19 protein-coding genes are annotated in these 19,525 nt (G+C 70.5%); 17 read left to right on the top strand and 2 right to left on the bottom strand.

Features of this window, described 5'->3' with window-relative positions; genetic code table 11:
- Positions 1–51: 51 nt before the first annotated feature.
- Genes Tbon_RS10900 through Tbon_RS10865 form a run of 8 tightly spaced genes read left to right on the top strand, consistent with a single transcriptional unit; the run spans position 52 to position 5,938 of the window.
- Positions 52–1,029, top strand: coding sequence for a tyrosine recombinase (locus Tbon_RS10900; protein WP_158067732.1), 978 nt, complete (start codon positions 52–54; stop codon positions 1,027–1,029).
- 34 nt (positions 1,030–1,063) lie between these two features.
- The gene (aroQ, locus tag Tbon_RS10895; protein WP_158067731.1) at positions 1,064–1,504 is read left to right on the top strand and encodes a type II 3-dehydroquinate dehydratase; all 441 of its coding nucleotides are present in this window, start codon (positions 1,064–1,066) and stop codon (positions 1,502–1,504) included.
- Positions 1,501–2,622 carry a M24 family metallopeptidase gene (locus tag Tbon_RS10890; RefSeq protein ID WP_158067730.1) on the top strand — a complete coding sequence of 374 codons (1,122 nt, stop codon included), beginning with the start codon at positions 1,501–1,503 and terminating at the stop codon, positions 2,620–2,622. Before aroQ ends, Tbon_RS10890 begins: the two co-directional genes overlap by 4 nt.
- Before the next feature lie 3 nt (positions 2,623–2,625).
- Positions 2,626–3,186, top strand: coding sequence for an elongation factor P (gene efp, locus Tbon_RS10885; RefSeq protein WP_098504402.1), 561 nt, complete (start codon positions 2,626–2,628; stop codon positions 3,184–3,186).
- 59 nt (positions 3,187–3,245) lie between these two features.
- Complete coding sequence (gene xseA, locus Tbon_RS10880) at positions 3,246–4,439, top strand: exodeoxyribonuclease VII large subunit (protein ID WP_158067729.1); 1,194 nt, start codon at positions 3,246–3,248, stop codon at positions 4,437–4,439.
- Complete coding sequence (xseB, locus tag Tbon_RS10875; RefSeq protein WP_158067728.1) at positions 4,439–4,705, top strand: exodeoxyribonuclease VII small subunit; 267 nt, start codon at positions 4,439–4,441, stop codon at positions 4,703–4,705. The genes xseA and xseB overlap by 1 nt, the downstream gene beginning before the upstream one ends.
- Complete coding sequence (locus Tbon_RS10870) at positions 4,689–5,507, top strand: formyltransferase family protein (protein WP_158067727.1); 819 nt, start codon at positions 4,689–4,691, stop codon at positions 5,505–5,507. Before xseB ends, Tbon_RS10870 begins: the two co-directional genes overlap by 17 nt.
- A gap of 5 nt (positions 5,508–5,512) precedes the next feature.
- Positions 5,513–5,938 carry a hypothetical protein gene (locus Tbon_RS10865; protein ID WP_158067726.1) on the top strand — a complete coding sequence of 142 codons (426 nt, stop codon included), beginning with the start codon at positions 5,513–5,515 and terminating at the stop codon, positions 5,936–5,938.
- Between the two features lie 9 nt (positions 5,939–5,947).
- Here Tbon_RS10865 and argH read toward each other — a convergent pair whose 3' ends face one another.
- On the bottom strand, positions 5,948–7,321 hold the full coding sequence (gene argH, locus Tbon_RS10860; RefSeq protein WP_225734606.1) for an argininosuccinate lyase: 1,374 nt from the start codon (positions 7,319–7,321) through the stop codon (positions 5,948–5,950).
- On the bottom strand, positions 7,311–8,060 hold the full coding sequence (locus Tbon_RS10855) for an HAD family hydrolase (RefSeq protein WP_192497932.1): 750 nt from the start codon (positions 8,058–8,060) through the stop codon (positions 7,311–7,313). Before Tbon_RS10855 ends, argH begins: the two co-directional genes overlap by 11 nt.
- A 120-nt stretch (positions 8,061–8,180) precedes the next feature.
- Between Tbon_RS10855 and glgP the strand changes: the two genes are divergently transcribed.
- The 9 genes from glgP (at position 8,181) to Tbon_RS10810 (ending at position 19,512) form a co-directional block, all read left to right on the top strand.
- Positions 8,181–10,733: an alpha-glucan family phosphorylase gene (gene glgP, locus Tbon_RS10850; RefSeq protein ID WP_158067724.1), complete on the top strand. Its 2,553-nt coding sequence runs from the start codon at positions 8,181–8,183 to the stop codon at positions 10,731–10,733.
- Positions 10,734–10,746: 13 nt separating this feature from the next.
- The gene (locus tag Tbon_RS10845) at positions 10,747–11,970 is read left to right on the top strand and encodes a hypothetical protein (protein ID WP_158067723.1); all 1,224 of its coding nucleotides are present in this window, start codon (positions 10,747–10,749) and stop codon (positions 11,968–11,970) included.
- The gene (locus tag Tbon_RS10840; protein WP_158067722.1) at positions 11,967–13,346 is read left to right on the top strand and encodes a glycogen synthase; all 1,380 of its coding nucleotides are present in this window, start codon (positions 11,967–11,969) and stop codon (positions 13,344–13,346) included. Before Tbon_RS10845 ends, Tbon_RS10840 begins: the two co-directional genes overlap by 4 nt.
- 35 nt (positions 13,347–13,381) lie before the next feature.
- Positions 13,382–14,374, top strand: a complete 993-nt coding sequence (locus Tbon_RS10835; protein WP_192497931.1) for a Gfo/Idh/MocA family protein — start codon at positions 13,382–13,384, stop codon at positions 14,372–14,374.
- Complete coding sequence (mazG, locus tag Tbon_RS10830; protein WP_158067720.1) at positions 14,371–15,813, top strand: nucleoside triphosphate pyrophosphohydrolase; 1,443 nt, start codon at positions 14,371–14,373, stop codon at positions 15,811–15,813. The genes Tbon_RS10835 and mazG overlap by 4 nt, the downstream gene beginning before the upstream one ends.
- Positions 15,814–15,872: 59 nt before the next feature.
- Positions 15,873–16,514 carry a thioredoxin family protein gene (locus Tbon_RS10825; protein ID WP_158067719.1) on the top strand — a complete coding sequence of 214 codons (642 nt, stop codon included), beginning with the start codon at positions 15,873–15,875 and terminating at the stop codon, positions 16,512–16,514.
- 71 nt (positions 16,515–16,585) lie between these two features.
- Entirely contained in the window at positions 16,586–16,951 is a 366-nt protein-coding gene (locus tag Tbon_RS10820; protein ID WP_158067718.1) for a hypothetical protein, read from the top strand.
- 93 nt (positions 16,952–17,044) lie between these two features.
- Positions 17,045–18,025 carry a phytoene/squalene synthase family protein gene (locus tag Tbon_RS10815; RefSeq protein WP_158067717.1) on the top strand — a complete coding sequence of 327 codons (981 nt, stop codon included), beginning with the start codon at positions 17,045–17,047 and terminating at the stop codon, positions 18,023–18,025.
- The gene (locus tag Tbon_RS10810) at positions 18,022–19,512 is read left to right on the top strand and encodes a phytoene desaturase (RefSeq protein WP_158067716.1); all 1,491 of its coding nucleotides are present in this window, start codon (positions 18,022–18,024) and stop codon (positions 19,510–19,512) included. The genes Tbon_RS10815 and Tbon_RS10810 overlap by 4 nt, the downstream gene beginning before the upstream one ends.
- The last annotated feature ends 13 nt before the right edge of the window (positions 19,513–19,525 follow it).

Raw genomic sequence — 19,525 nt, 5'->3', positions numbered from 1 at the left:
AAGCTCGACGGAGGAGTTGCGCGGGAGGTCTTAACGGTTCAGCATGCCGTTATGCCAACTCCTGCCCCGCATAAGACGGCCGAAGCGTTCCTCGACGCGTACCTGCGCGAACTGGGTGCGGTGGCCGGCCGGTCGGCGTACACCATCCGGAACTACCGGAACGATATCGGCGCGTTCCTGCGGTGGTGCCGGGAGCGGGAACTCGAGCCGCTGGCGATTTCGCGGCAGGTGTTCCGGGAGTACCTCGGCGAGCTGAAGGAGACCGGGATGGCCGCGGCCTCGCTGACCCGGCGGACGAGCACGGTGCACGGGTTCTACCGGTACCTGCAGCGGGAAGGTGCGACGGACCGGGACCTGCTCCACGGGCTGGCGATGCCGAAGCGGCCGCGGCGGCTGCCGAAGGTGCTCGACCCGGCGGCCCTGGACCGGCTGCTGACGGCACCGGACGCGGACACGCCGCAGGGGCTGCGCGACCGGGCGATGATGGAGCTGCTCTACGGCGGCGGGCTGCGCATCTCGGAGCTCGTGGCGCTGGACCTTGGGCAGGTGAACCTCGCGGAAGGGACGGCAATCGTCCACGGCAAGGGCGCGAAGGAGCGGCTGGTGCTCTTCGGGGAGCCGGCGATGCTGGCGCTGGAGCGGTACCTTGCCGAAGGACGGCCCGCGCTCGCCGCAGGAGCGAAGCGCGGCCAGGGGTGCGCAGCGCTGTTCCTCAACCGGTTCGGCAGCAGGCTGACCGCCCGTTCCGTGCAGGCGCTGGTGCGAAGGTATGCGGTGGCGGCGGGCATCCCGGCGGAGGTCCACCCGCACCTGCTGCGCCACTCGTTCGCGACCCACCTGCTGGACGGCGGGGCGGACCTCAGGATTGTGCAGGAGCTGCTTGGCCATTCGTCGGCGGCGACGACGCAGATCTACACCCACGTGAGCCGCCAGCTCCAGGCGGAGCTGACGCGCTCGGCCTGGGAGCGGCTGGGCGAGGCGAGCCTCGAGAGCGGCCGGCGGCGGCGAAGGGCAGCCGGCGAGGGGTGACAGGGGGAGCCCGGCATCGGACAATCGCGGGAAGATGCAGCTGCTCCTCGCCCATGGACCGAACCTGAACCTGCTCGGCGAGCGGAGGCCCGAGGTCTACGGCACGACGACGCTGGCGGACATCGAAGCGGATGTCGCCGGCGTGGCGAACGCCCGGGGCGCGGCGGTCCTCTGCTTCCAGTCGAACCACGAAGGGGCGCTGATCGACGCGCTCCACAGCTACCGCCGGGTCGTCGACGGGGTGGTGCTGAACGCGGGGGCATGGACGCACACCTCAGTTGCGCTGCGGGACGCGATTGAGGCGGTACAGCTCCCGGTCGTGGAGGTGCACCTTTCGAATACGCACCGGCGGGAGGCGTTCCGGCATCGGTCGCTCATCGCAGGGGTGTGCATCGGGCAGGTGACGGGGCTGGGGCGCGAGGGCTACCGGGTCGCCACGAATCTCCTGCTTGACTACCTCGAGGGGCGGCCGTGACGGGACGGCTGGAGCGGCTCCGGGCACTGCTGGAGCGGGAAGGGCTCGACGGGCTACTGATTTCGGCACCGGGCGAGGAAGGGCCGGGCTGGGAATCGCGGGCGTACCTGAGCGGTTTCACGGGGTCGGCGGGGGTGCTGCTGGTGACCCGCTCGGCAGCGGTGCTGGCGGTCGATTCGCGTTACTGGGAGCAGGCCGAGCAGGAGACCGCCGGGCGCGGCGTGCGGGTACTGCGGGCGCTGGGGCCGCGGCAGGGCTGGCTGCGGGAGCTGGTCGGGGAGGCCGGGGCGGCAGGGAAGCGCATCGGGGTTTCGCCGCGCGACCTGACCTACGCGGCGTTCCTCGGGCTCAGCGAGATGGTTGACGCGCTCCCGGCGGAGGACCGGCCGGAGCTGGTCCCGGCGTTCGGGCTGGTGGAGGAGCTGCGGCGGGTGAAGGACCGCGAGGAGCTGGCATTGCTCGAGGCGGCAATCGGCATCGCAGACCGGGCGTTTGCGCGCCTCGCGGGCGAGCTGGAACCGGGGATGACCGAAGACGAGGCGGCGGCGCGGTTCGAGTGGTACGTTCGCGAGGAAGGCGGGAGCGGGGTCTCGTTCCCGAGCATCGTTGCGGGCGGACCGTGGAGCGCCCTGCCGCACGCGCAGCCGCGGCGGGAGCCGTTCGCGGCGGGGGCGCCGGTGGTCATCGACGTGGGGGCGCGGTACCGCGGCTACTGCTCGGACCTGACGCGCACAGTGGTGCTGGGGGAGCCGGGTGCGCGATTCCGCGAGGTGTACGAGGTGGTGCGGGCAGCGCAGGCGGCGGCGATCGCCGGGGTCGAGCCGGGGATGCGGGGCTCGGATGCGCACGAGCTGGCGCACCGCGTGATCCGGGAGGCGGGCTACGGGGAGCAGTTCGGGCACGGGCTCGGGCACGGCGTCGGGCTGGCGGTGCACGAAGACCCGTATCTTGGTCCGTCATCGGACCATGTTCTCGAAGAGGGAATGGTGTTTACCATTGAACCCGGCATCTACCTGCCCGGCTGGGGCGGGGTGCGCATCGAAGATATCGTCGTGCTCGAGGATGGCCGCGCGCGCGTCCTGAGCCACGCACCGAAACTGGAATTCGAAGGGGACTGACGCATGATTTCGACGGGAGAGCTGAAGAAGGGCGCGACCATCGAGCTCGACGGGAAGCTGTACTCAATCCTGGACTACGCGCACATCAAGATGGGGCGCGGTTCGGCGCAGGTGCGCATCAAGTTCCGGGACGTCCGGAGCGGGGCGATCATCGAGCAGACCTTCCAGGCGGGGACGAAGTTCCAGCGGGCGCGGGTCGAGCGCCGGGAGATGCAGTATCTCTACAACGACGGCGAGTTCTTCTACTTCATGAACACCGAGACGTTCGAGCAGATCCCGGTGGCGGCAGACAAGGTGGGCGACGCCGCGAAGTACCTGAAGGAGAACGACACCTGCGAGCTGGTGCTCTACGGCGACGAGGTAATCGGCGTTGAGCTGCCGATTACGGTGGAGCTGCTGGTGACCGACACGGAGCCGGGGTTCAAGGGGGATACGGCGACCGGCGGCACGAAGCCGGCGACGCTCGAGACCGGCCTCGTGGTGCAGGTCCCGCTGTTCGTGGAGCCGGGGACGAAGATCCGGGTGAATACCGAAACCGGACAGTACATCGAGCGGGTGCAGTAGGCGGCTCCCGATGGCGGCCTCTCGCCAGCGGGCGGGCTGCGGCGTAGCCTTGTCGGACGATGGGACCGACTGACCAGGTACTGCCCGTCTCCGCGGTCGTGAGCTTCCTGCGGGAGTACGTGGAAGCGAGCGAGCTGCTCTCCGACCTCTGGATCACTGGCGAGGTTTCGAACTACTCGCAGAGCCAGCTGGGGCACCGGTACTTCACGCTGCGCGATGCGAAGGCGGCGATCCGGTGCGTGATGTTCCGCGACCGGATGCCGCGGGGCTTCCAGCTGCAGGACGGGGACCGGATCATCGCGCACGGGCGCATCACGTTGTACGTCCAGCGCGGGGAGCTGCAGTTCGATTGCGATTTCGCCCGGCCGGAGGGGGTTGGGGCCCTGGCGGCGAAGCTGGAGGAGCTGCGGCTCCGGCTGGAAGCCGAGGGGCTGTTCGACCCGGCGCGGAAGCGGCCGCTGCCGCGATTCCCGATGCGGATCGGGCTGGTCACCTCACCGGGCGGGGCTGCGCTCCACGACGTACAGTTCGTCCTGCGGAAGCGGTGGCCGCTGGCGACGCTGGTGTTCGCGCCGGCGATGGTCCAGGGCGAGCTGGCGCCCGGGCAGGTCGTCGCCGCGCTGCGGCGGCTGGCGGCCGAGCCGGACCTGGACGTGATTCTCGTGGTGCGGGGCGGCGGCGCATCGGAGGACCTTCACGCCTTCAACGACGAGCGCGTGGCGCGGGCGATCTACGCGTCGCCGTACCCGGTGGTGACCGGCGTCGGGCACGAAACCGACGTGACGATTGCGGACCTCGTTGCGGACGTTCGGGCAGCGACGCCGAGCGCAGCAGCCGAACGGGCCACGCCGGACATCGTGGCGGTGCGGCGGAACCTGGAGGTGCTCGACCGGGCGATGGCCTCGGCCGTACGGCAGACGGCTGCGGGGCTGGCGGCCGACGTCGAAGCCGCCGCGGCGCGGCTGCGGCGAAGCGCGCCGCGGGTGGCAGAGCTGCAGGGGGCCGTGCGGGAGCTCGCGCAGGGCATGGAGGGCTGTATCGAGCGGCAGCTGCAGCGTGAGCGTGGGCGGTTCGAGACGATGGCCGCCCGGCTGGCGGCGCTCGACCCGATGGCGACGCTCCGGCGGGGATTCGCCATCGTGCAGCGCGAGGGCGGCCGGCAGCCGGTGGTGTCGTCGGTGCGGGGAGTTCGCGCGGGCGACCGGCTGCGGGTTGCGGTGAGCGACGGGGCATTCTGGACGGAGGTGCGGTGATGGCGAGCGAGGCGAGCGAGAGTTTCGAGGCGCTGTACGCGCAGCTGGAGGAGCACGCGCGGCGGCTCGAGCAGGGGAACCTGCCGCTGGAAGAATCGCTGAAGCTGTATGAGGAGGGCGCAGCACTGGTGGACCGGCTGCGTGCGCTGCTCGAGGGTGCAGAGCTGAAGCTGCAGCAGATCCAGCAGCGGCTGGAGGCCGACGAGAGTACGCTGATGGAGATCGAGGAGCAGTACGACGCGGACGGCGATGAACTCCCCTTCTGACCGGCTGCGGATCGCCTGGCTGACGACGGGGCGAGGACCGGGCTCGTTCGGGGCGCTGGCGTACCTGTTCGATGCGATCGGGCGGGGGCTGCCGGTGGACGTGGCGGTTGTCTTCGTGAACCGGGCCAGGGGCGAGGCGGAGCCGACGGACCGTCTGATCGCGATGGCGGAGGCGCATGGGACTCCGGTGGAGCTGCTCTCCTCGGTGGCGTTCCGAAAGGAGCGCGGGGGGAAGGTCGGGAGGCCGGGCGAACCGCTCCAGCCGTGGCGGTACGAGTACGACGCCGAGGTCGCGCGGCGGCTGTCGCAGTACCGCTTCGACCTGGGGGTGATGTTCGGCTACATGCTCATTGCGACGGAACCGCTCTACGGGCGCTTCACGTTCCTGAACGACCACCCGGCGCTCCCGGACGGTCCGGTGGGGACGTACCAGGAGGTCATTGCGGAGCTTATCCGGTCGGGCGCGGAGGAGTCGGGCTGCATGATGAACGTGGTGACGGGCGATGTGGACCGGGGGCCTGCGGTGAGCTTCTGCCGGTACGCGATCCGGGATGCAGCGAACGCGGCCCTCTGGGCCGAACTTCCCCCGGAGCGGGCCGCAGGGATGGACCTCGAGGCAGTGATGGCGACGCCGCTCTACGCCGACATCCGGGCCCGCGGGGTTGCGCGCGAACGGCCGTTCCTGGTCGAGACGCTGCGCGCCATCGCGGAAGGCCGGCTGCCGATTCCCCCGCCGGAACCGGTCGATCTGACGGCGGAGGTGGAGCGAGCGCTCGCAGCGGAGCGCCCGGCCGTATACTGAGCGCCATGACCGCGACCTCCCCTGTCTGCCCGGATTGCAACGCGCCGTACGAACCCTCGGACAACTACTGCCGCCAGTGCGGCATGTACCTCGCTGCGCTGCGGGAAGTGGCCGTAGCGCCGGCCGCGCCCGCTATCCCGGCGCGGTACGAGCGGGAGCGGGCGTCGCTGCCGGCGCCGGTGAAGAAGGCCGTGACGGCCGTGGCCATCGGCACGGCGCTCCAGGTCGGGATGAGCCTGACCGGGAAGTACCTGGCGCGGCAGGCAGCGAAGCAGGCGGTGAACGCGGTACGGACGAAGCCGAAGGCGCGCGCCGAGCGGCCGAAGCCGATTGAGGCGGCGAAAGAGGTCCAGCCGGCCGACGAGTACGCGGATGCAGCGGCGGTCAGCGAGACGGTGATCATCCGGCGGGTGTGGATCCGGCGCCCCTGAGGGCGGGCGTCAGCCGACGAGGGCGCGAAGTTCGCGCGCGGCTTCGCGGACGCGGCGCGGGGCGGTCCCGCCGGGGACATCGCGCGCGTCGAGGGCGGATTCGACGGTGATGGCCAGGACGTCGGGCTCGAAGAGCGGGCTGGCGGCGCGGTAGACCTCGAGCGGGAGTTCGTTCAGCTCGCAGCCGCGGGACTCGGCCTCGCGGACGAGGCCGCCGACGACGGCGTGGGCCTGGCGGAACGGCATGCCCTTCTTCACGAGGTAGTCGGCGATGTCGGTTGCGAGGGCGTAACCCTGGCCGGCGGCCTCGCGCATGCGGGCGAGGTCGAACTGGAGGGCGGGGAGCATCGCGGCAAAGACCTGGAGGGTCTGGATGAGGGTGCGGCCGGCGGCGAGGTAGTAGGCCTTGTCTTCCTGCAGGTCGCGGTTGTAGGCGAGCGGCAGCCCTTTCAGCGTGGCAAGGATGCCGGTCAGCTCACCGATGAGGCGGCCGGCGCGGCCGCGTGCGAGCTCGGCGACATCGGCGTTCTTCTTCTGGGGCATGATGCTGGAGCCGGTGGCGAAGGCATCGGGCAGGCGGACGAAGGCGTACTCGCTGCTGGCCCAGAGGATGATCTCCTCGGAGAGCCGGGAGATGTGGACCTGCGTCATGGCGCAGGCGAAGCAGAACTCGGCGACGAAGTCGCGGTCGGCGGTGGCGTCGATGGAGTTGCGCGAGATGGCGTCAAAGCCGAGCTCGCGGGCGACCATCTCGCGGTCGAGCGGATACGGCGCGCCTGCGAGCGCCCCCGAGCCGAGGGGCATGACGTTGACCCGGCGGCGGCAATCGAGGAAGCGGTCGCGGTCGCGGAGGAGCATCTCGCCGTAGGCGAGGAGGTGGTGGCCGAGGGTGATGGGCTGGGCCCGCTGGACGTGGGTGTAGCCGGGCATCGGGTCGGCAGCGTGGCGCTCGGCCAGCTCGCAGATGACGAGGATGAGCTCACGCAGGGCGGCAACGGCGTCGTCACAGAGGGCGCGGACAGCCATGCGGTTGACGAGGGCGACCTGGTCGTTGCGGGAGCGGGCGGTGTGGAGGCGGCCGGCCGGCTCGCCAATGAGGTCGCGGAGCGCGGATTCGATGTGGGTATGGATGTCTTCGAGCTCGGGGTTCCACGGGATTTCGCCGCGGCGGAACTTTTCGCGGACGGCTTCGAGGCCCGCGATGATGGCGTCGGCGTCGGCGGCGGGGATGATGCCCTGGCGCCCGAGCATGCGGGCGTGGGCGATGGAGCCGGCGATGTCGAACTCCCAGAGGTCGCGGTCCATGCCGGCGGTGTAATCGCGGGTGAGTTCGTGCATGCCGCCTTCGAAGCGGCCGCCCCAGGTTCGGCCTTCAGCGGACACGGGCGGCCTCCGCGAGGAGCGACCAGTCGAGCAGTTCGCTGACGCGGTCGAAGGTGAAGTCGGGGACGACGCCGTCGGCGTCGGCGGCGGAGCGTTTCCATGCGGCGGGCATGCCGAGGCGCTGGGCCCCGGCGATATCTTCGGCGAGGGAGTTGCCGACCATCACGGCCTCGGCCGGGGCGAGCCCGAGCGCATCGAGAGCGGCGTGGAAGAGGCGCGGGTGGGGCTTGAGGTAGCCGACCTCGACGGAGACGGCGATGACGTCCCAGTCGATATCGAGGCCGGCCTCGCGGAGGTCGGCGCGGAAGCGTTCGCCGCCGAAGGCGCGATTGGTGACGATGCCGAGGTGGAAGCCGCGCTGGCGGAGGGCGTCGAGGGTTGGACGGGCGTCGGGGTAGGCGACCTTGCCGCCCTCGGCGCCGGAGACGTAGATGGCATCGAGGAAGTCGGCGGCGGCGGCGCGGTCGAGCGGCACGCCGAGGGCGGCGGCGGCATCGGCGGCGACGCGGGGGTAATCCGGTTCGACGAGGTCGCCGCTGCGGGCCGCGCGCATGGCGGCTTCCATGGCATCCCAGCAGGCACGGGCGAGGGCGGCCGGGTCGGCTGCCGGGAGGCCGCGGGCGCGAAGGAAGGCGGCGGCGCGCTCGGCGGCGCGGCGGCGGAATTCGGCGGGCGGCGGCGCCCCGGCGGCGTGCCAGAGGGTATCGCCGACATCGAAGAGGACCGCACGGACTGGCATCGTTCGGGGCGACCTCGCGGCGGCTGCCGTGACCTGATGATGGCAGAGGACGGGCCAACGGGACACCGCCGTTCGCAGAGCGTTTACCGGCATACGGGGGAGCGCGGCTAGAATGGTGGGATGCGAATTCGCCCCGCGCGAACCTTCATCGTCGAGCCGAATCTCCCGGGGCCGCTCGAGCCCCTGCGGAAACTCTCCCGGAACCTGTACTGGACGTGGAACACGGACGCCGCGGCGCTGTTCGAGCGGATCGACCGCGAGCTGTGGCGGGCCACGGACCACAACCCGGTGCGGCTTTTGCAGCTTGTCACGCCCGAGCGGCTGCATGAGCTGGCGGAGGATGCCGGCTTCCTCGAGCACCAGCGGCGGGTGGCGGAGGCGCTCGAGGCGTACCTGAGGCGGCCTCCGATCCTGACAGTCGAGGGGCTGGACCGAGGGGACGTCATCGCCTACTTCTCGCTCGAGTTTGCGCTGGCGGAGTGCCTGCCGAACTACTCGGGCGGGCTCGGGGTGCTGGCCGGCGACCACCTGAAGTCGGCGAGCGACCTCGGGCTGCCGCTGGTCGGCGTGGGGCTGTTCTACCACGAGGGGTATTTCCGGCAGGAGATTTCGCCGGACGGCTGGCAGCAGGAGGTGTATCTGGACCTCGACACGGCGGCGCTGCCGATGCAGCACGTCCTCGGGGCGGATGGGAAGCCGCTGGAGGTGAGCATCCCCTTCGACGGGCGGGATGTATGGGCGCAGGCGTGGCGGATCGACGTGGGGAAGACGCCGCTGTACGTGCTTTCGACGAACATCGAACGGAATGCACCCCCGGACCGGGAGATAACGGCGCGGCTGTACGGCGGCGACAACGAGACGCGCATCCAGCAGGAGATGGTGCTGGGGATCGGCGGTATCCGGCTGCTGCAGGCGCTGGGGATCGAACCGGCGGTGTGCCATATGAACGAGGGGCACTCGGCGCTGCTGGGCGTGGAGCGGATCCGGGCGGCGATGGAGCAGTTCGGGGCGACGTTTGGGGAGGCACGGCTGCCCGTGACCGGGGCAACGGTGTTCACGACGCACACGGCGGTAGCGGCCGGCATCGACCTGTTCCCGCCGGACCTGGTGCGGCGGTACCTCGCGCACACCTGGCAGCGGCTCGGGCTCGACGACCGCGCCTTCCTCGACCTCGGGCGGACGCGCCCGGGCGACGACGGCGAGCCGTTCTCGATGGCCGTGCTGGGCCTGAACCTGAGCGGCTACCGGAACGGGGTGTCGAAGCTGCACCGGGGGGTTTCGCAGCGGCTGTGGGAAGCGGCGTGGCCGAACCTGCCGCGCGACCTCGTCCCGATCGATGCGATTACGAACGGCGTGCACCTGCCGACGTGGGTGTCGCACGAGATGGGCGAGCTCTTCGACCGGTACGTCGGGCCGGGCTGGCGGGACGACCCGGAGCGTGCGAACTGGATGGGGGTGTACGACATCCCGGACGAAGAGCTGTGGCGGGTCCACGAGGGGCAGCGGCAGCAGCTGGTGCTGCGGGCGAAGCAGCAGCACACGGAGGACCTGCTCAGGCGGGGGCTGCCGGCCCGGGAGATTGAAGGCGGGCGGACGCTTGACGCCGGTGCGCTGACGATTGGGTTTGCGCGGCGATTCGCGGGGTACAAGCGGGCGACGCTGCTGCTGCGGGACCTCGACCGGCTGGCGCGCATTGTCGGGAATACCGAGCGGCCGGTGCAGGTGCTGTTTTCGGGGAAGGCGCATCCGCGGGACGACGGCGCGAAGGCGCTGATCCGCGAGGTGGTGCAGGCGAGCCGCTCGCCGGAGTTCCGGGGCCGGCTGCTGCTGCTGGAGCGGTACGATGTGGAGCTTGGCCGGCTGCTGGTGGCAGGCTCCGACGTCTGGCTGAACACGCCGCTCCGGCCGCTGGAGGCGAGCGGAACGAGCGGGATGAAGGCGTGCGCCAACGGGGTCCTCCACATGAGCGTGCTGGACGGCTGGTGGTGGGAGGCGTACCGGCCGGGCACAGGCTGGGCAATCGGCCGGAACCGGGTGGACGACGACCCTGAGGCGCAGGACGCCTTCGACGCCGAGTCCCTGTACGGGCTGCTCGAGGACGAGGTGATTCCCCTGTTCTACGACCGGGATGCCCAGGGCGTGCCGCGGGAGTGGGTCCGGCGGATGAAGGACACCATCGTGACGTATGCGCCCCGCTTCAGCACGAGCCGGATGGTTTCGGATTATGCGACGCGGGCATACGGGCCGGCCGCCGCGGCCTGGCACGCCCTGCGGGCGAACGGCCTGGAGCGGGCGCGGGAGCTGGCTGCCTGGCTCGAACGGGTGCGGGCCGGCTGGGATGCAGTGAAGGTGTACGCCGTGGACGACGACGGGAGCGAGGTGCGCCCTGCCGGTGCGCCTGTGCGGGTGGATGTGCAGCTGTACCCGGGGCCGCTCCAGCCGGCAGACCTGAAGGTCGATATTGTGTATGGGCGTACGTCCGCCGGCCGGGAGCTGCATATCGAAGCGGAGGCGCCGCTCAGCTTCGTTTCGCAGCAGGAAGACCGGCTGTGCCGGTACGAAGGGAGCTTCGCGCCGGAAACGGGCGGCCGGGTCGGGTATGCGGTCCGGGTGACGCCGTACCACCCGCATCTGCCGCCGGTCATCCACACGGGGCTGGCGCACTGGGCCTGAGGAAGGAGCTGCGATGACCTGCTGGGCGCTGCTGCTGCACTTCTACCAGCCGCCGACACAGACGCACGACGTGCTGGTCAAGGTTGCGGAGGAGTCGTACCGGCCGCTCATCGCGGTGCTGCGGGCACACGCAAATGCGCGGGTGGCAGTCAACCTGCAGGGGGTGCTGACCGACCTGCTGCTGGAGCACGGGCTCGGCGATGTGGTGGCCGGGCTGCGGGAGCTTGCGGAGGCCGGGCGGGTGGAGTTCGTGGGGAGCGGGAAGTACCACCCCATCCTGCCGCTGATTCCGGAGGCGGAGCGGAAGCGGCAGATCCAGGAGAACGCCCGGACGAACCGGGCTGCGCTCGGGCGGGCCTGGAACCCGCGGGGGTTCTTCCCGCCGGAGATGTGCTATTCGCGGGAGATTCTGCCGGCGATCAACGCGAGCGGGCACGAGTGGCTCATTGTGAGCGGGGTCGCGTGCCCGGTTGAGTGGCCGACGGATGTGGTGTGCCGGGTGCCGGTGAACGGCAACCACCTGCGCGTGCTGTTCCGCGATGACATCCGGAGCAACCGGATTTCGTTCCGGGAGACGAACCCCGAGGCGTTTCTGCGGGACCTCGCCGGGGTCGGCGGCAGCAAGGACGCGTATGTCGTGACGGCGATGGATGCGGAGACGTACGGCCACCACATCCGGGACTGGGAGCGGGAGTTCCTCGGGGCAACGCTCGAGCTGCTCGCAGCGAACGGCAGCGGCGTGCAGATGGTCTTCCCGAGCGAGCTGCTGGAGCTGTTCCCGGACGGGCCGGTCATTGAGCCGTACGCATCGAGCTGGAGCACCAGCAGGGACGACCTTGCGGCGCACAACCCGTTTCCGCTGTGGAAGTCGCCGGGGAACCGGCTGCACGAGCTGCAGTGGGAGTACGTGGACCACTGCCTCGACCTGGTGGCGGTCGCGCGGCGGTACGCGACGACACCTGAGGCGAAGGAGTTCGCGGCGGCCGCGTATGAGCGGCTCGGGCCGGCGCTGCACAGCTGCCAGTTCTGGTGGGCGAGCCGGCGGCCGATGTGGAGCATCCCGATGATCTACCGGGGGTTCCTGCTGCTGAACCAGGTGGCCACGTACGCTGCGCATGCGGTCGCCGTGGGCGATGCTTCGGAGCCGGTGAAGCAGGAGGCGCGGTGGCGGCTGGCCGCGGCGAATGAGACCCGCCTCGAACTGGAGCGTGAACTGATCGGGAGCAGGGCGCCGTGAGGATCCTGTTCGCGTCGGCGGAGGTCGACCCGTTCGCAAAGGTCGGGGGGCTGGCGGACGTGGCGGCATCGCTGCCGCAGCGGCTGAAGGAGATCGGGCACGATGTGCGGGTGGTGACCCCGTGCCATGCCTCCGGGAAAGCGGCGCACGCCGCATCGCGCCAGCACCGGCTGCTGACGGTGCAGAGCCCGGGGAAGCCGCGGGATGTCGACATTGCGACGGTCGAGGGCATTGGCGGGGTGCCGGTCGAGCTGGTCGCCGACGAGCACTACTTCCTGCGGCCGAACGTGTACGGGGAGCCGGATGACCTGCTCCGGTACCAGTTCTTCTGCCGGGTCATCATCGAGATGCTGCGGACGGACGAGTGGGTGCCGGACATTCTCCATCTGAACGACTGGCACACGGCGCCGCTGGCGTTTGGGCTGCGGAACCAGGCGTGGTCGAACCCGAGACTGCGCGGGGTGGCGAGCGTATTCACCATCCACAACCTGCGCTACCGGGGACCGGATGAGCTGAACGACTTCCTGGCGCAGGCGATCTACTACGCTGACATCGTGACGACCGTGAGCCCGACGTACGCCCGCGAGATTCTCACGCGGGAGTACGGCGAGGGGCTCGAGGCGCTGCTCGGGCTGCGGGGGAATGCGCTGCTGGGCATCCTGAACGGGCTGAACTACGACCTGTTCAACCCCCGGACGGACCCGCATGTGCGCCACCACTACGACCTCGCGACGGTGGAGCAGCGCTCGCCGAACCGCGATGCGCTCCGCGAGGAGCTGGGTCTGCCGAACACCGACGGCCCGATCGCGGCGATGGTGACCCGCCTGACGGAACAGAAGGGGGTGGACCTCGCGATCCAGGTCGTGCCGGAGATGGTGCTGGCGGGCGGGCAGTTCGTGGTCCTTGGCGACGGTGACGCCTGGCTGAAAGAGGAGCTGCGGCGGCTGGCTGCGGAGTACCCGGACCACGTCCGGCTGGCGCCGCGGTACGACCCCGGGCTCGCCCAGCGGATTTATGCCGGGTGCGACCTCTTCCTGATGCCCTCGCGGTACGAGCCGTGCGGTCTCGGCCAGCTGATTGCGATGCGGTACGGCGCCGTTCCGATTGGGCGGCGCACGGGGGGGCTGGCAGATACGATCCTCGACCTCGATGAGCACCCGGAGACGGGGACCGGGTTCCTGTTCGACGAATTCAGCCAGTTTGCGCTTGCTTCGGCGTATGAGCGGGCGCTCCGGGCCTTCCGGGAGCCGGAGACGTGGCTGCGGCTGCAGCGGAACGGGATGAGCCGCGACTACTCGTGGCGGGCCTCGGCGACGTACTACATTGAGGCGTATACGCAGGCCCTGCGGGCGCGCGGGATTGTCCCGCTGGAGTAGGGGCCGGGGCAGGCAGCCGTGTTATGCTCCCGGGGATGACGAACGGGAAGCGCGTGCTGGTCATCGGCGCCGGGACCATGGGCACGGCGTGGGCGAGGATGCTGGCCGATGGCCGAGTGCCTGGGGTTGGGCTGGCTGGTGTTGTGGACATCGACGGGGCGCGGGCGCTTGAACTCGCAAATGCGACCGGAACGCGCGCGTTCGGCGACATCGCGGGCGCGGTACGGCAGACCCGGCCGGACGCGGCCTACGTGGCGACGCCGGATGCGGTGCACCGGGCTCCTGTCGAGGAGCTGGTCGCGCTGGGAGTGCCGGTGCTGGTCGAGAAGCCGCTCGCGACGACCGTCGAGGATGCTGAGTCGATGGCGGCGACGGTGAGAACGTCCGGTTTGCACGCAGAAGTGAACTGGATGCAGCGCTGGAACCCGCCGATGGCGGAAGCCGCGCGGGCGGTCGCGGGCGGCGAACTGGGCGACGTTCGGCTGTTCAACGCGCGCTTGAATCAACCGGTGACGTCGCCACGGGAACGGTTGCACTGGAGCGGTGGGACGACGCCGGCGTGGTATCTGATGTCACACCTGTTCGACCTGGCGCTCTGGATGGGCCGCAAGCGAGCCATCAGCGTGTACGCGCTGGGAGGACGAGGCGAGCTGGCGGGCCACGGCATCGAGACCTACGACTGGGTCCATGCCATCGTCCGGTACGCCGACGGGGCAGACGGCGTCTTCGAGGCGTGCTGGATTTTGCCGGAGAGCTGGCCGACCTCGAGCGACCTCGCAGTGCGGGTGGTGGGAACCCGGGGGGCAGTCGAAGCTGACGGCGGACGGCAAGGGCTTTCGGTGGCCACCGACCGGTATCGGTTCCCTGCGACGCTCCAGTGGGCTCCACAGCGGCTCACGGCATTTCTCCGGGCAGCGGAGGCGGGCGGGCCCCCGGGCGCGAGCTTTGACGATGGCGTGCTGGTGACTCGCCTGCTGGTGGCGTTGCACCGGAGCCTCGAAAGTGGAAACGTCGAGCGGGTCGAATGACGCAGGGGGGCGAGGTCCGGGTTCACATCGTCGGGCTGGGGCCGGGCGACGCCGGGCTGCTCACGCGTGATGCGGACCGGCTGCTGGGGTCGGGGCTGCCGGTCATCCTGCGGACCCGGCACCACCCGACCGTCGCGGCCCTGACGTTCGCGGGGCGCGTGATGGATTGCGACGACCTGTACGCGACGGGAGGGCGGTTCGAGGACGTGTACGCCGCGGTCGCGGGGCGGGTGGTTGCGGCGGCGGAGGGGGAGCCGGTGGTGTTCGCCGTGCCGGGACATCCGCTCGTTGCCGAGCGGAGCGTGCAGGCGGTGCTCGCGCTGGCGGCGGAGCGCGGGCTGGGGGTGCGGGTGTACCCGGGGGTGAGCTTTGTGGATGCCGCGCTGCCGGCGCTGGGAATCGACGGCGCCGACCTGCAGGTGTGCGATGCCCACGCAGTGCGGGTGGACACGTGGCGGCCGGCGCTCATCGGGCAGGTGTACAGCCGTGATATCGCGTCGGAGCTGAAGCTGCGCCTGCTGGAGTGGTACCCCGCGGACCACCGGGTGCGGGTCTGTTCGCGGCTGGGAACGGAGGCAGCGCGCGTGGAGGAGCTGCCGCTGGCGGAGCTGGACCACCGGCCGTTCGGCTACCTCGACGCGGTGTTCGTGCCGCCGCTGGAGCCTGTGGACGATGTGCGGCGCTTCGACGGGCTGGAGTACGTCGTGCGGCGGCTGCATGCGCCCGATGGGTGCCCGTGGGACCGGGAGCAGACCCACGCGACGCTCCGGCCGCACCTGCTCGAGGAGGCGTACGAGGCGCTGGAAGCGATCGACCGGGGCGACCCGGCGGCGCTGGAGGAGGAGCTGGGCGACCTGCTGCTGCAGGTGCTGATGCACGCGGCCGTGGCGGAGCGGGAAGGGGAGTTCGTGCTCGGCGACGTGTTCGAACAGATCACGCGGAAGCTGGTGCGGCGGCACCCGCATGTTTTCGGTGAGGGAGAAGCGCGCACCGCGGAGGAGGTGTACCGGAACTGGGAGGCGCTGAAGCAGGCGGAGAAGCCGCGCGCGTCGATCCTCGACGGGGTGCCCCGGACACTGGCGGCGCTGGCGGCATCCCAGGCGATCCAGGGGCGGGCGCGGCGGGTAGGGTTCGACTGGCCGGACATCGACGGGCCGCTGGAGAAGCTGCGTGAGGAGATAGGGGAGCTGGCCCGGGCAGCCGACGGCGCAGCCCGCGAAGAGGAATTCGGCGACATCCTCTTCACGCTCGTGAATATCGCCGACCGGCTTGGCGTGAACGCGGAGCAGGCGCTGCGGGGCGCCAACGAGAAGTTCCGGGAGCGGTTCGGCGCGGTCGAACGGCTGGCGGCGGCGCGCGGCCTGGACCTTCGGGAGCTCGACCTGGAGGCGCTCGACCGGCTATGGGAGGAGGCGAAGGCCGGCGGCGGGGCGTTGTGAAGCGGGGGCCGGCCGCGTAGGCTGGTGTGTTGCAACCAGCAACCTACGGGAGGCAGGCGATGACGCAGGCAAAGGAATCGGTCATTACGCTCGAGCGATTCAAGCGGGGAAAGACGTTCCAGGAGTACCTGGACTCCGGCATCCGGAACCGGGAGCTGTTTCTCGAGAATTACGAGAACACGAAGCTGACGCCGGAGCAGGAAGCTGCGCTGAAGGAGCTGGCGGCGCGCCCGGACGGGCCGCACCACATCGTGGTGATCGGCGAGGACTGGTGCCCGGATGTGTACCGGGGCACGGGGGTCGCGCAGCGGATGGCGGAGGCGATGGGCGCCGAGCTGCGGTTCTTCGAACGCGACCAGAACAAGGACATGATGGCCGAGTACCTGAAGGACGGCGAGTTCGAGTCGATCCCGGTGTTCATCTTTTATGACAAGAATCACCGGGAGATCGCCCACTTCATCGAGCGGCCGAAGCTGGCCAACGAGCAGCTGCACCTGACGCGCGATGTCATCGGCGACACGTCGCCGGAGGGGATCGCGAAGCAGCTCGGGCACGAGCCCTCGGAAGAGGAGATCAAGGCGGCGCGCGCTGCAGCGCGGGAGCGGTACCTGGCCTGGCAGAAAGGCGAGGTCTGGGCCGGCTGGCGGGTGGCGACGGTCGACGAGTGCATCGAGCTGCTCCGTTCGAAGCTCGGCGGATAAGCGCGCCGGCCGGCGAACGGGTGGCGGGCGCGGCACTTGTCCCGCGGGGCCCGGGCCGGTGAAATGCGGCAGTGACGACGATGGAGCGGGAACCGCGACATTCGGGAGGGCGGGCATGGCTCGCCCTCCTGCTCTTCCTGCTGCTGACGGCGGGGTACCTGGCCGCGCTGCGCGCAACCCTGGGGGTGAGCGAGGTGCAGAGCGACCGCGATGCGGCGGTCCGTGACCAGGTGTACCTGGCGCTCCACGGCGGCCTCCTGCTCCTCGGGGCGATTGCGGGGTTTGCCGCCGGGCGATGGATTAACGGGCTGGGGCTGGCCTGGGCGACGCTCCTGGTAGTGGCGCTGGCAGTGACGATGGTGGCGGTGCAGCTGGCCTCGTTCGAGCTTGCCTGTTCGGCCGGCCAGAACGGGCTCGTTCGACACTGGCATTGCTGAGCCTCCGCCTGCAAGCGAGCCGGGGGAGCAGCGCCGCCGGCTGGTTGAGCCGCTTACTGGCGGGGGGCGTCCGGCGGCGGTAGCGTAGGACGGGTGAAGCCGGCGAGCCCTCCAGCAGGAGCGACCGAGGCGTGGGAGCGCGCGCTCCTCGCGATGGCGCATGGTGAGGGCAGCGGCACGCCGCCGGCAGCGGACGGGCCGGCCGACGTCGGAGCGCTGGACGCCGCGTTCGCGCGGTGCGCGGCGGTGACGAAGGAGCACAGCCAAACGTTCTACACGGCCACACGGCTGCTGCCGGTCGAGAAGCGGCGGGCGGTCCGGGCGCTCTACGCCTACTGCCGCGTTGCCGACGACATCGTCGACGAGCCCGGCGAGGACCGGGAGCTCCGGCTCCGGGAGTGGGGACGCGCCGGGACGGGGGAAGCCCCGGCCGGCGATGACCCGGTGCTGCAGGCGTGGGCAGCCACGCGGGCGGCGTTCGGGATCCCGGCGCACTTTGCAAAGCAGCTCGTCGATGCGCTGGCCGACGACCTCGGCCACCGGGGGTACGACACCTTTGATGAGCTGGCCCGGTACTGCTACGGCGTGGCGTCGACCGTCGGCCTGATGTCGATGCGGATCATCGGCTGGTCGGGCGACCCGTCTCTCTACGCCATCCGGCTGGGCGTCGCGATGCAGTTGACGAACATCCTCCGCGACGTGGCCGAGGACTGGCGGAACGGGCGGGTGTACCTCCCGCGGGAGGAGCTCGAGCGGTTCGGGGTGACCGAGGAGCAGATCGGGGCCGGCCGGGTGGACGACCGCTGGCGGGCGCTGATGCGGTTCCAGGTTGCGCGGGCCCGCCGGCTGTACGCCGTGGCGCGGCCGGGCGTGGGACTGCTCCACCGTGACGGGCGGCTGGCGGTGACGGCAGCGCTGGAGCTGTACTCGCGGATTCTCGACGAGGTCGAGCGGCGCGACTACGACGTGTTCACGGCCCGGCCGAGCGTGCCCGGGTGGCGGCGCGCGGCCCTGCTGCCGCTCGTCGCGTGGCGGGCGTACCGGGCGAAGCCGCCGAAGGGAGCAGAAGCGTGAAGCGCACGGTGGTGATCGGCAGCGGGTTCGGCGGGCTGGCGGCCGCGGTCCGGATGGCCGCGCGGGGCGACGCCGTCACGCTGGTGGAGAAGCAGCCGAAGGCGGGCGGGCGGGCCGCTCCCGTCGAGGTGGACGGGTTCCGCTTCGACGGCGGGCCGACGGTGATTACGGCGCCGTTCCTCTTCGAGGAGCTGTTCGAGCTGGCAGGACGGAGGTTCGAGGACTGCGCGACGCTGCTGCCGGTCGACCCGTTCTACCGGATTTTCGACGCCCGCGGCCGATGGTTCGAGTACAACGGGAACTTCGACGATGTGGCCCGGCAGATAGAGCGGTGGAATCCGGCAGACATCGAGGGGTACCGGCGGTTTCTTGAGGCGAGCCGCGCGATTTTCCAGAAAGGGTTTGTGGAGCTGGCGGCTGCGCCGTTCCTGCACGTGACCGACATGCTCAAGGTGGCGCCGGACCTGCTGCGCCTGCAGTCGTACCGGTCGGTCTACGGGTTTGTTTCGCAGTACATCCGGGACCCGTTCCTGCGGCGGTGCTTTACGTTCCACCCGCTGCTGATCGGCGGGAACCCGTTCGTCGCATCGTCGATTTACGCGATGATTCACCACCTCGAGCGCGAGTGGGGCGTGTGGTATGCGCAGGGAGGGACCGGCGCGCTGGTCGATGCGCTCGTCCGGCTGTTCAAGGAGCTCGGCGGCGAGGTGCGGCTGGGGAGCGAGGTGACGCGCATCCGCGTGCGGGGGCGGCGGGCAACGGGCGTGGAGCTCGCGAACGGCGACGTGCTGGAGGCGGACCGCGTGATCTGCAACGGGGACGTTCCGCAGGCGTACCTGTCGCTCATCGACCCGGAGCACCGGAGCTGGCGGAATTCGGACCTGCGCTACCGGAAGCTGACGGCGTACAGCATGTCGCTCTTCGTGGTGTATTTCGGGACGGACCGGCTCTACCGCGATACGCCGCTGGTGCACCACAACATCATCCTGAGCGAGCGGTACAAGGGGCTGATCCGGGACATCTTCCGGGCGAAGGGGCTTCCGCGGGACTTCTCGCTGTACGTGCACGTGCCGACGATGACGGACCCGAGCGGAGCGCCGCCGGGGCACGAGGCGTTCTACGCGCTTTCGCCGGTGCCGCACCTCGGTTCTCCCACTGACTGGGAGCGGATGGCGCCGAAGTACCGTGAGCTGATCCTCGAGTTCCTCGAGCGGGAGTACCTGCCGGGGCTGCGGAGCCACATCGTTGCGGAGCACACGGTCGACCCGCGGCACTTCCGGGACAACCTGAATACCTACCTCGGTACGGGGTTCAGCGTGCAGCCGACGCTCTGGCAGTCGGCGTGGTTCCGCCCGCACAACCGGTCGGAGGATATCGACAACCTGTACTTTGTCGGCGCCGGGACCCACCCGGGCGCCGGGGTGCCGGGGGTACTCTCCTCGGCGAAGGTGGTGGAACGGATCATCGCGGAGGAGGAGGGGTGGTGACGGGCGGTTGCGC

It is taken from the genome of Tepidiforma bonchosmolovskayae (assembly GCF_008838325.1).
In the GTDB taxonomy this organism is placed as follows: Bacteria; Chloroflexota; Dehalococcoidia; order Tepidiformales; family Tepidiformaceae; genus Tepidiforma; species Tepidiforma bonchosmolovskayae.
The sequence above is the reverse complement of the archived record's forward strand: the minus strand, read 5'-3'. Positions and strand labels throughout refer to the sequence as shown.

Excerpts from the sequence above, each read along its gene's own strand:
- Tbon_RS10870 (WP_158067727.1), top strand. The coding sequence starts at position 4,689 with ATGAACTCCCCTTCTGACCGGCTGCGGATCGCCTGGCTGACGACGGGG.
- Tbon_RS10865 (WP_158067726.1), top strand. The coding sequence starts at position 5,513 with ATGACCGCGACCTCCCCTGTCTGCCCGGATTGCAACGCGCCGTACGAA.
- Tbon_RS10855 (WP_192497932.1), bottom strand. The coding sequence starts at position 8,060 with ATGCCAGTCCGTGCGGTCCTCTTCGATGTCGGCGATACCCTCTGGCAC.
- mazG (WP_158067720.1), top strand. The coding sequence starts at position 14,371 with ATGACGCAGGGGGGCGAGGTCCGGGTTCACATCGTCGGGCTGGGGCCG.
- efp (WP_098504402.1), top strand. The coding sequence starts at position 2,626 with ATGATTTCGACGGGAGAGCTGAAGAAGGGCGCGACCATCGAGCTCGAC.
- Tbon_RS10835 (WP_192497931.1), top strand. The coding sequence starts at position 13,382 with ATGACGAACGGGAAGCGCGTGCTGGTCATCGGCGCCGGGACCATGGGC.
- Tbon_RS10900 (WP_158067732.1), top strand. The coding sequence starts at position 52 with ATGCCAACTCCTGCCCCGCATAAGACGGCCGAAGCGTTCCTCGACGCG.
- Tbon_RS10825 (WP_158067719.1), top strand. The coding sequence starts at position 15,873 with ATGACGCAGGCAAAGGAATCGGTCATTACGCTCGAGCGATTCAAGCGG.
- xseB (WP_158067728.1), top strand. The coding sequence starts at position 4,439 with ATGGCGAGCGAGGCGAGCGAGAGTTTCGAGGCGCTGTACGCGCAGCTG.
- Tbon_RS10845 (WP_158067723.1), top strand. The coding sequence starts at position 10,747 with ATGACCTGCTGGGCGCTGCTGCTGCACTTCTACCAGCCGCCGACACAG.
- aroQ (WP_158067731.1), top strand. The coding sequence starts at position 1,064 with ATGCAGCTGCTCCTCGCCCATGGACCGAACCTGAACCTGCTCGGCGAG.
- xseA (WP_158067729.1), top strand. The coding sequence starts at position 3,246 with ATGGGACCGACTGACCAGGTACTGCCCGTCTCCGCGGTCGTGAGCTTC.
- glgP (WP_158067724.1), top strand. The coding sequence starts at position 8,181 with ATGCGAATTCGCCCCGCGCGAACCTTCATCGTCGAGCCGAATCTCCCG.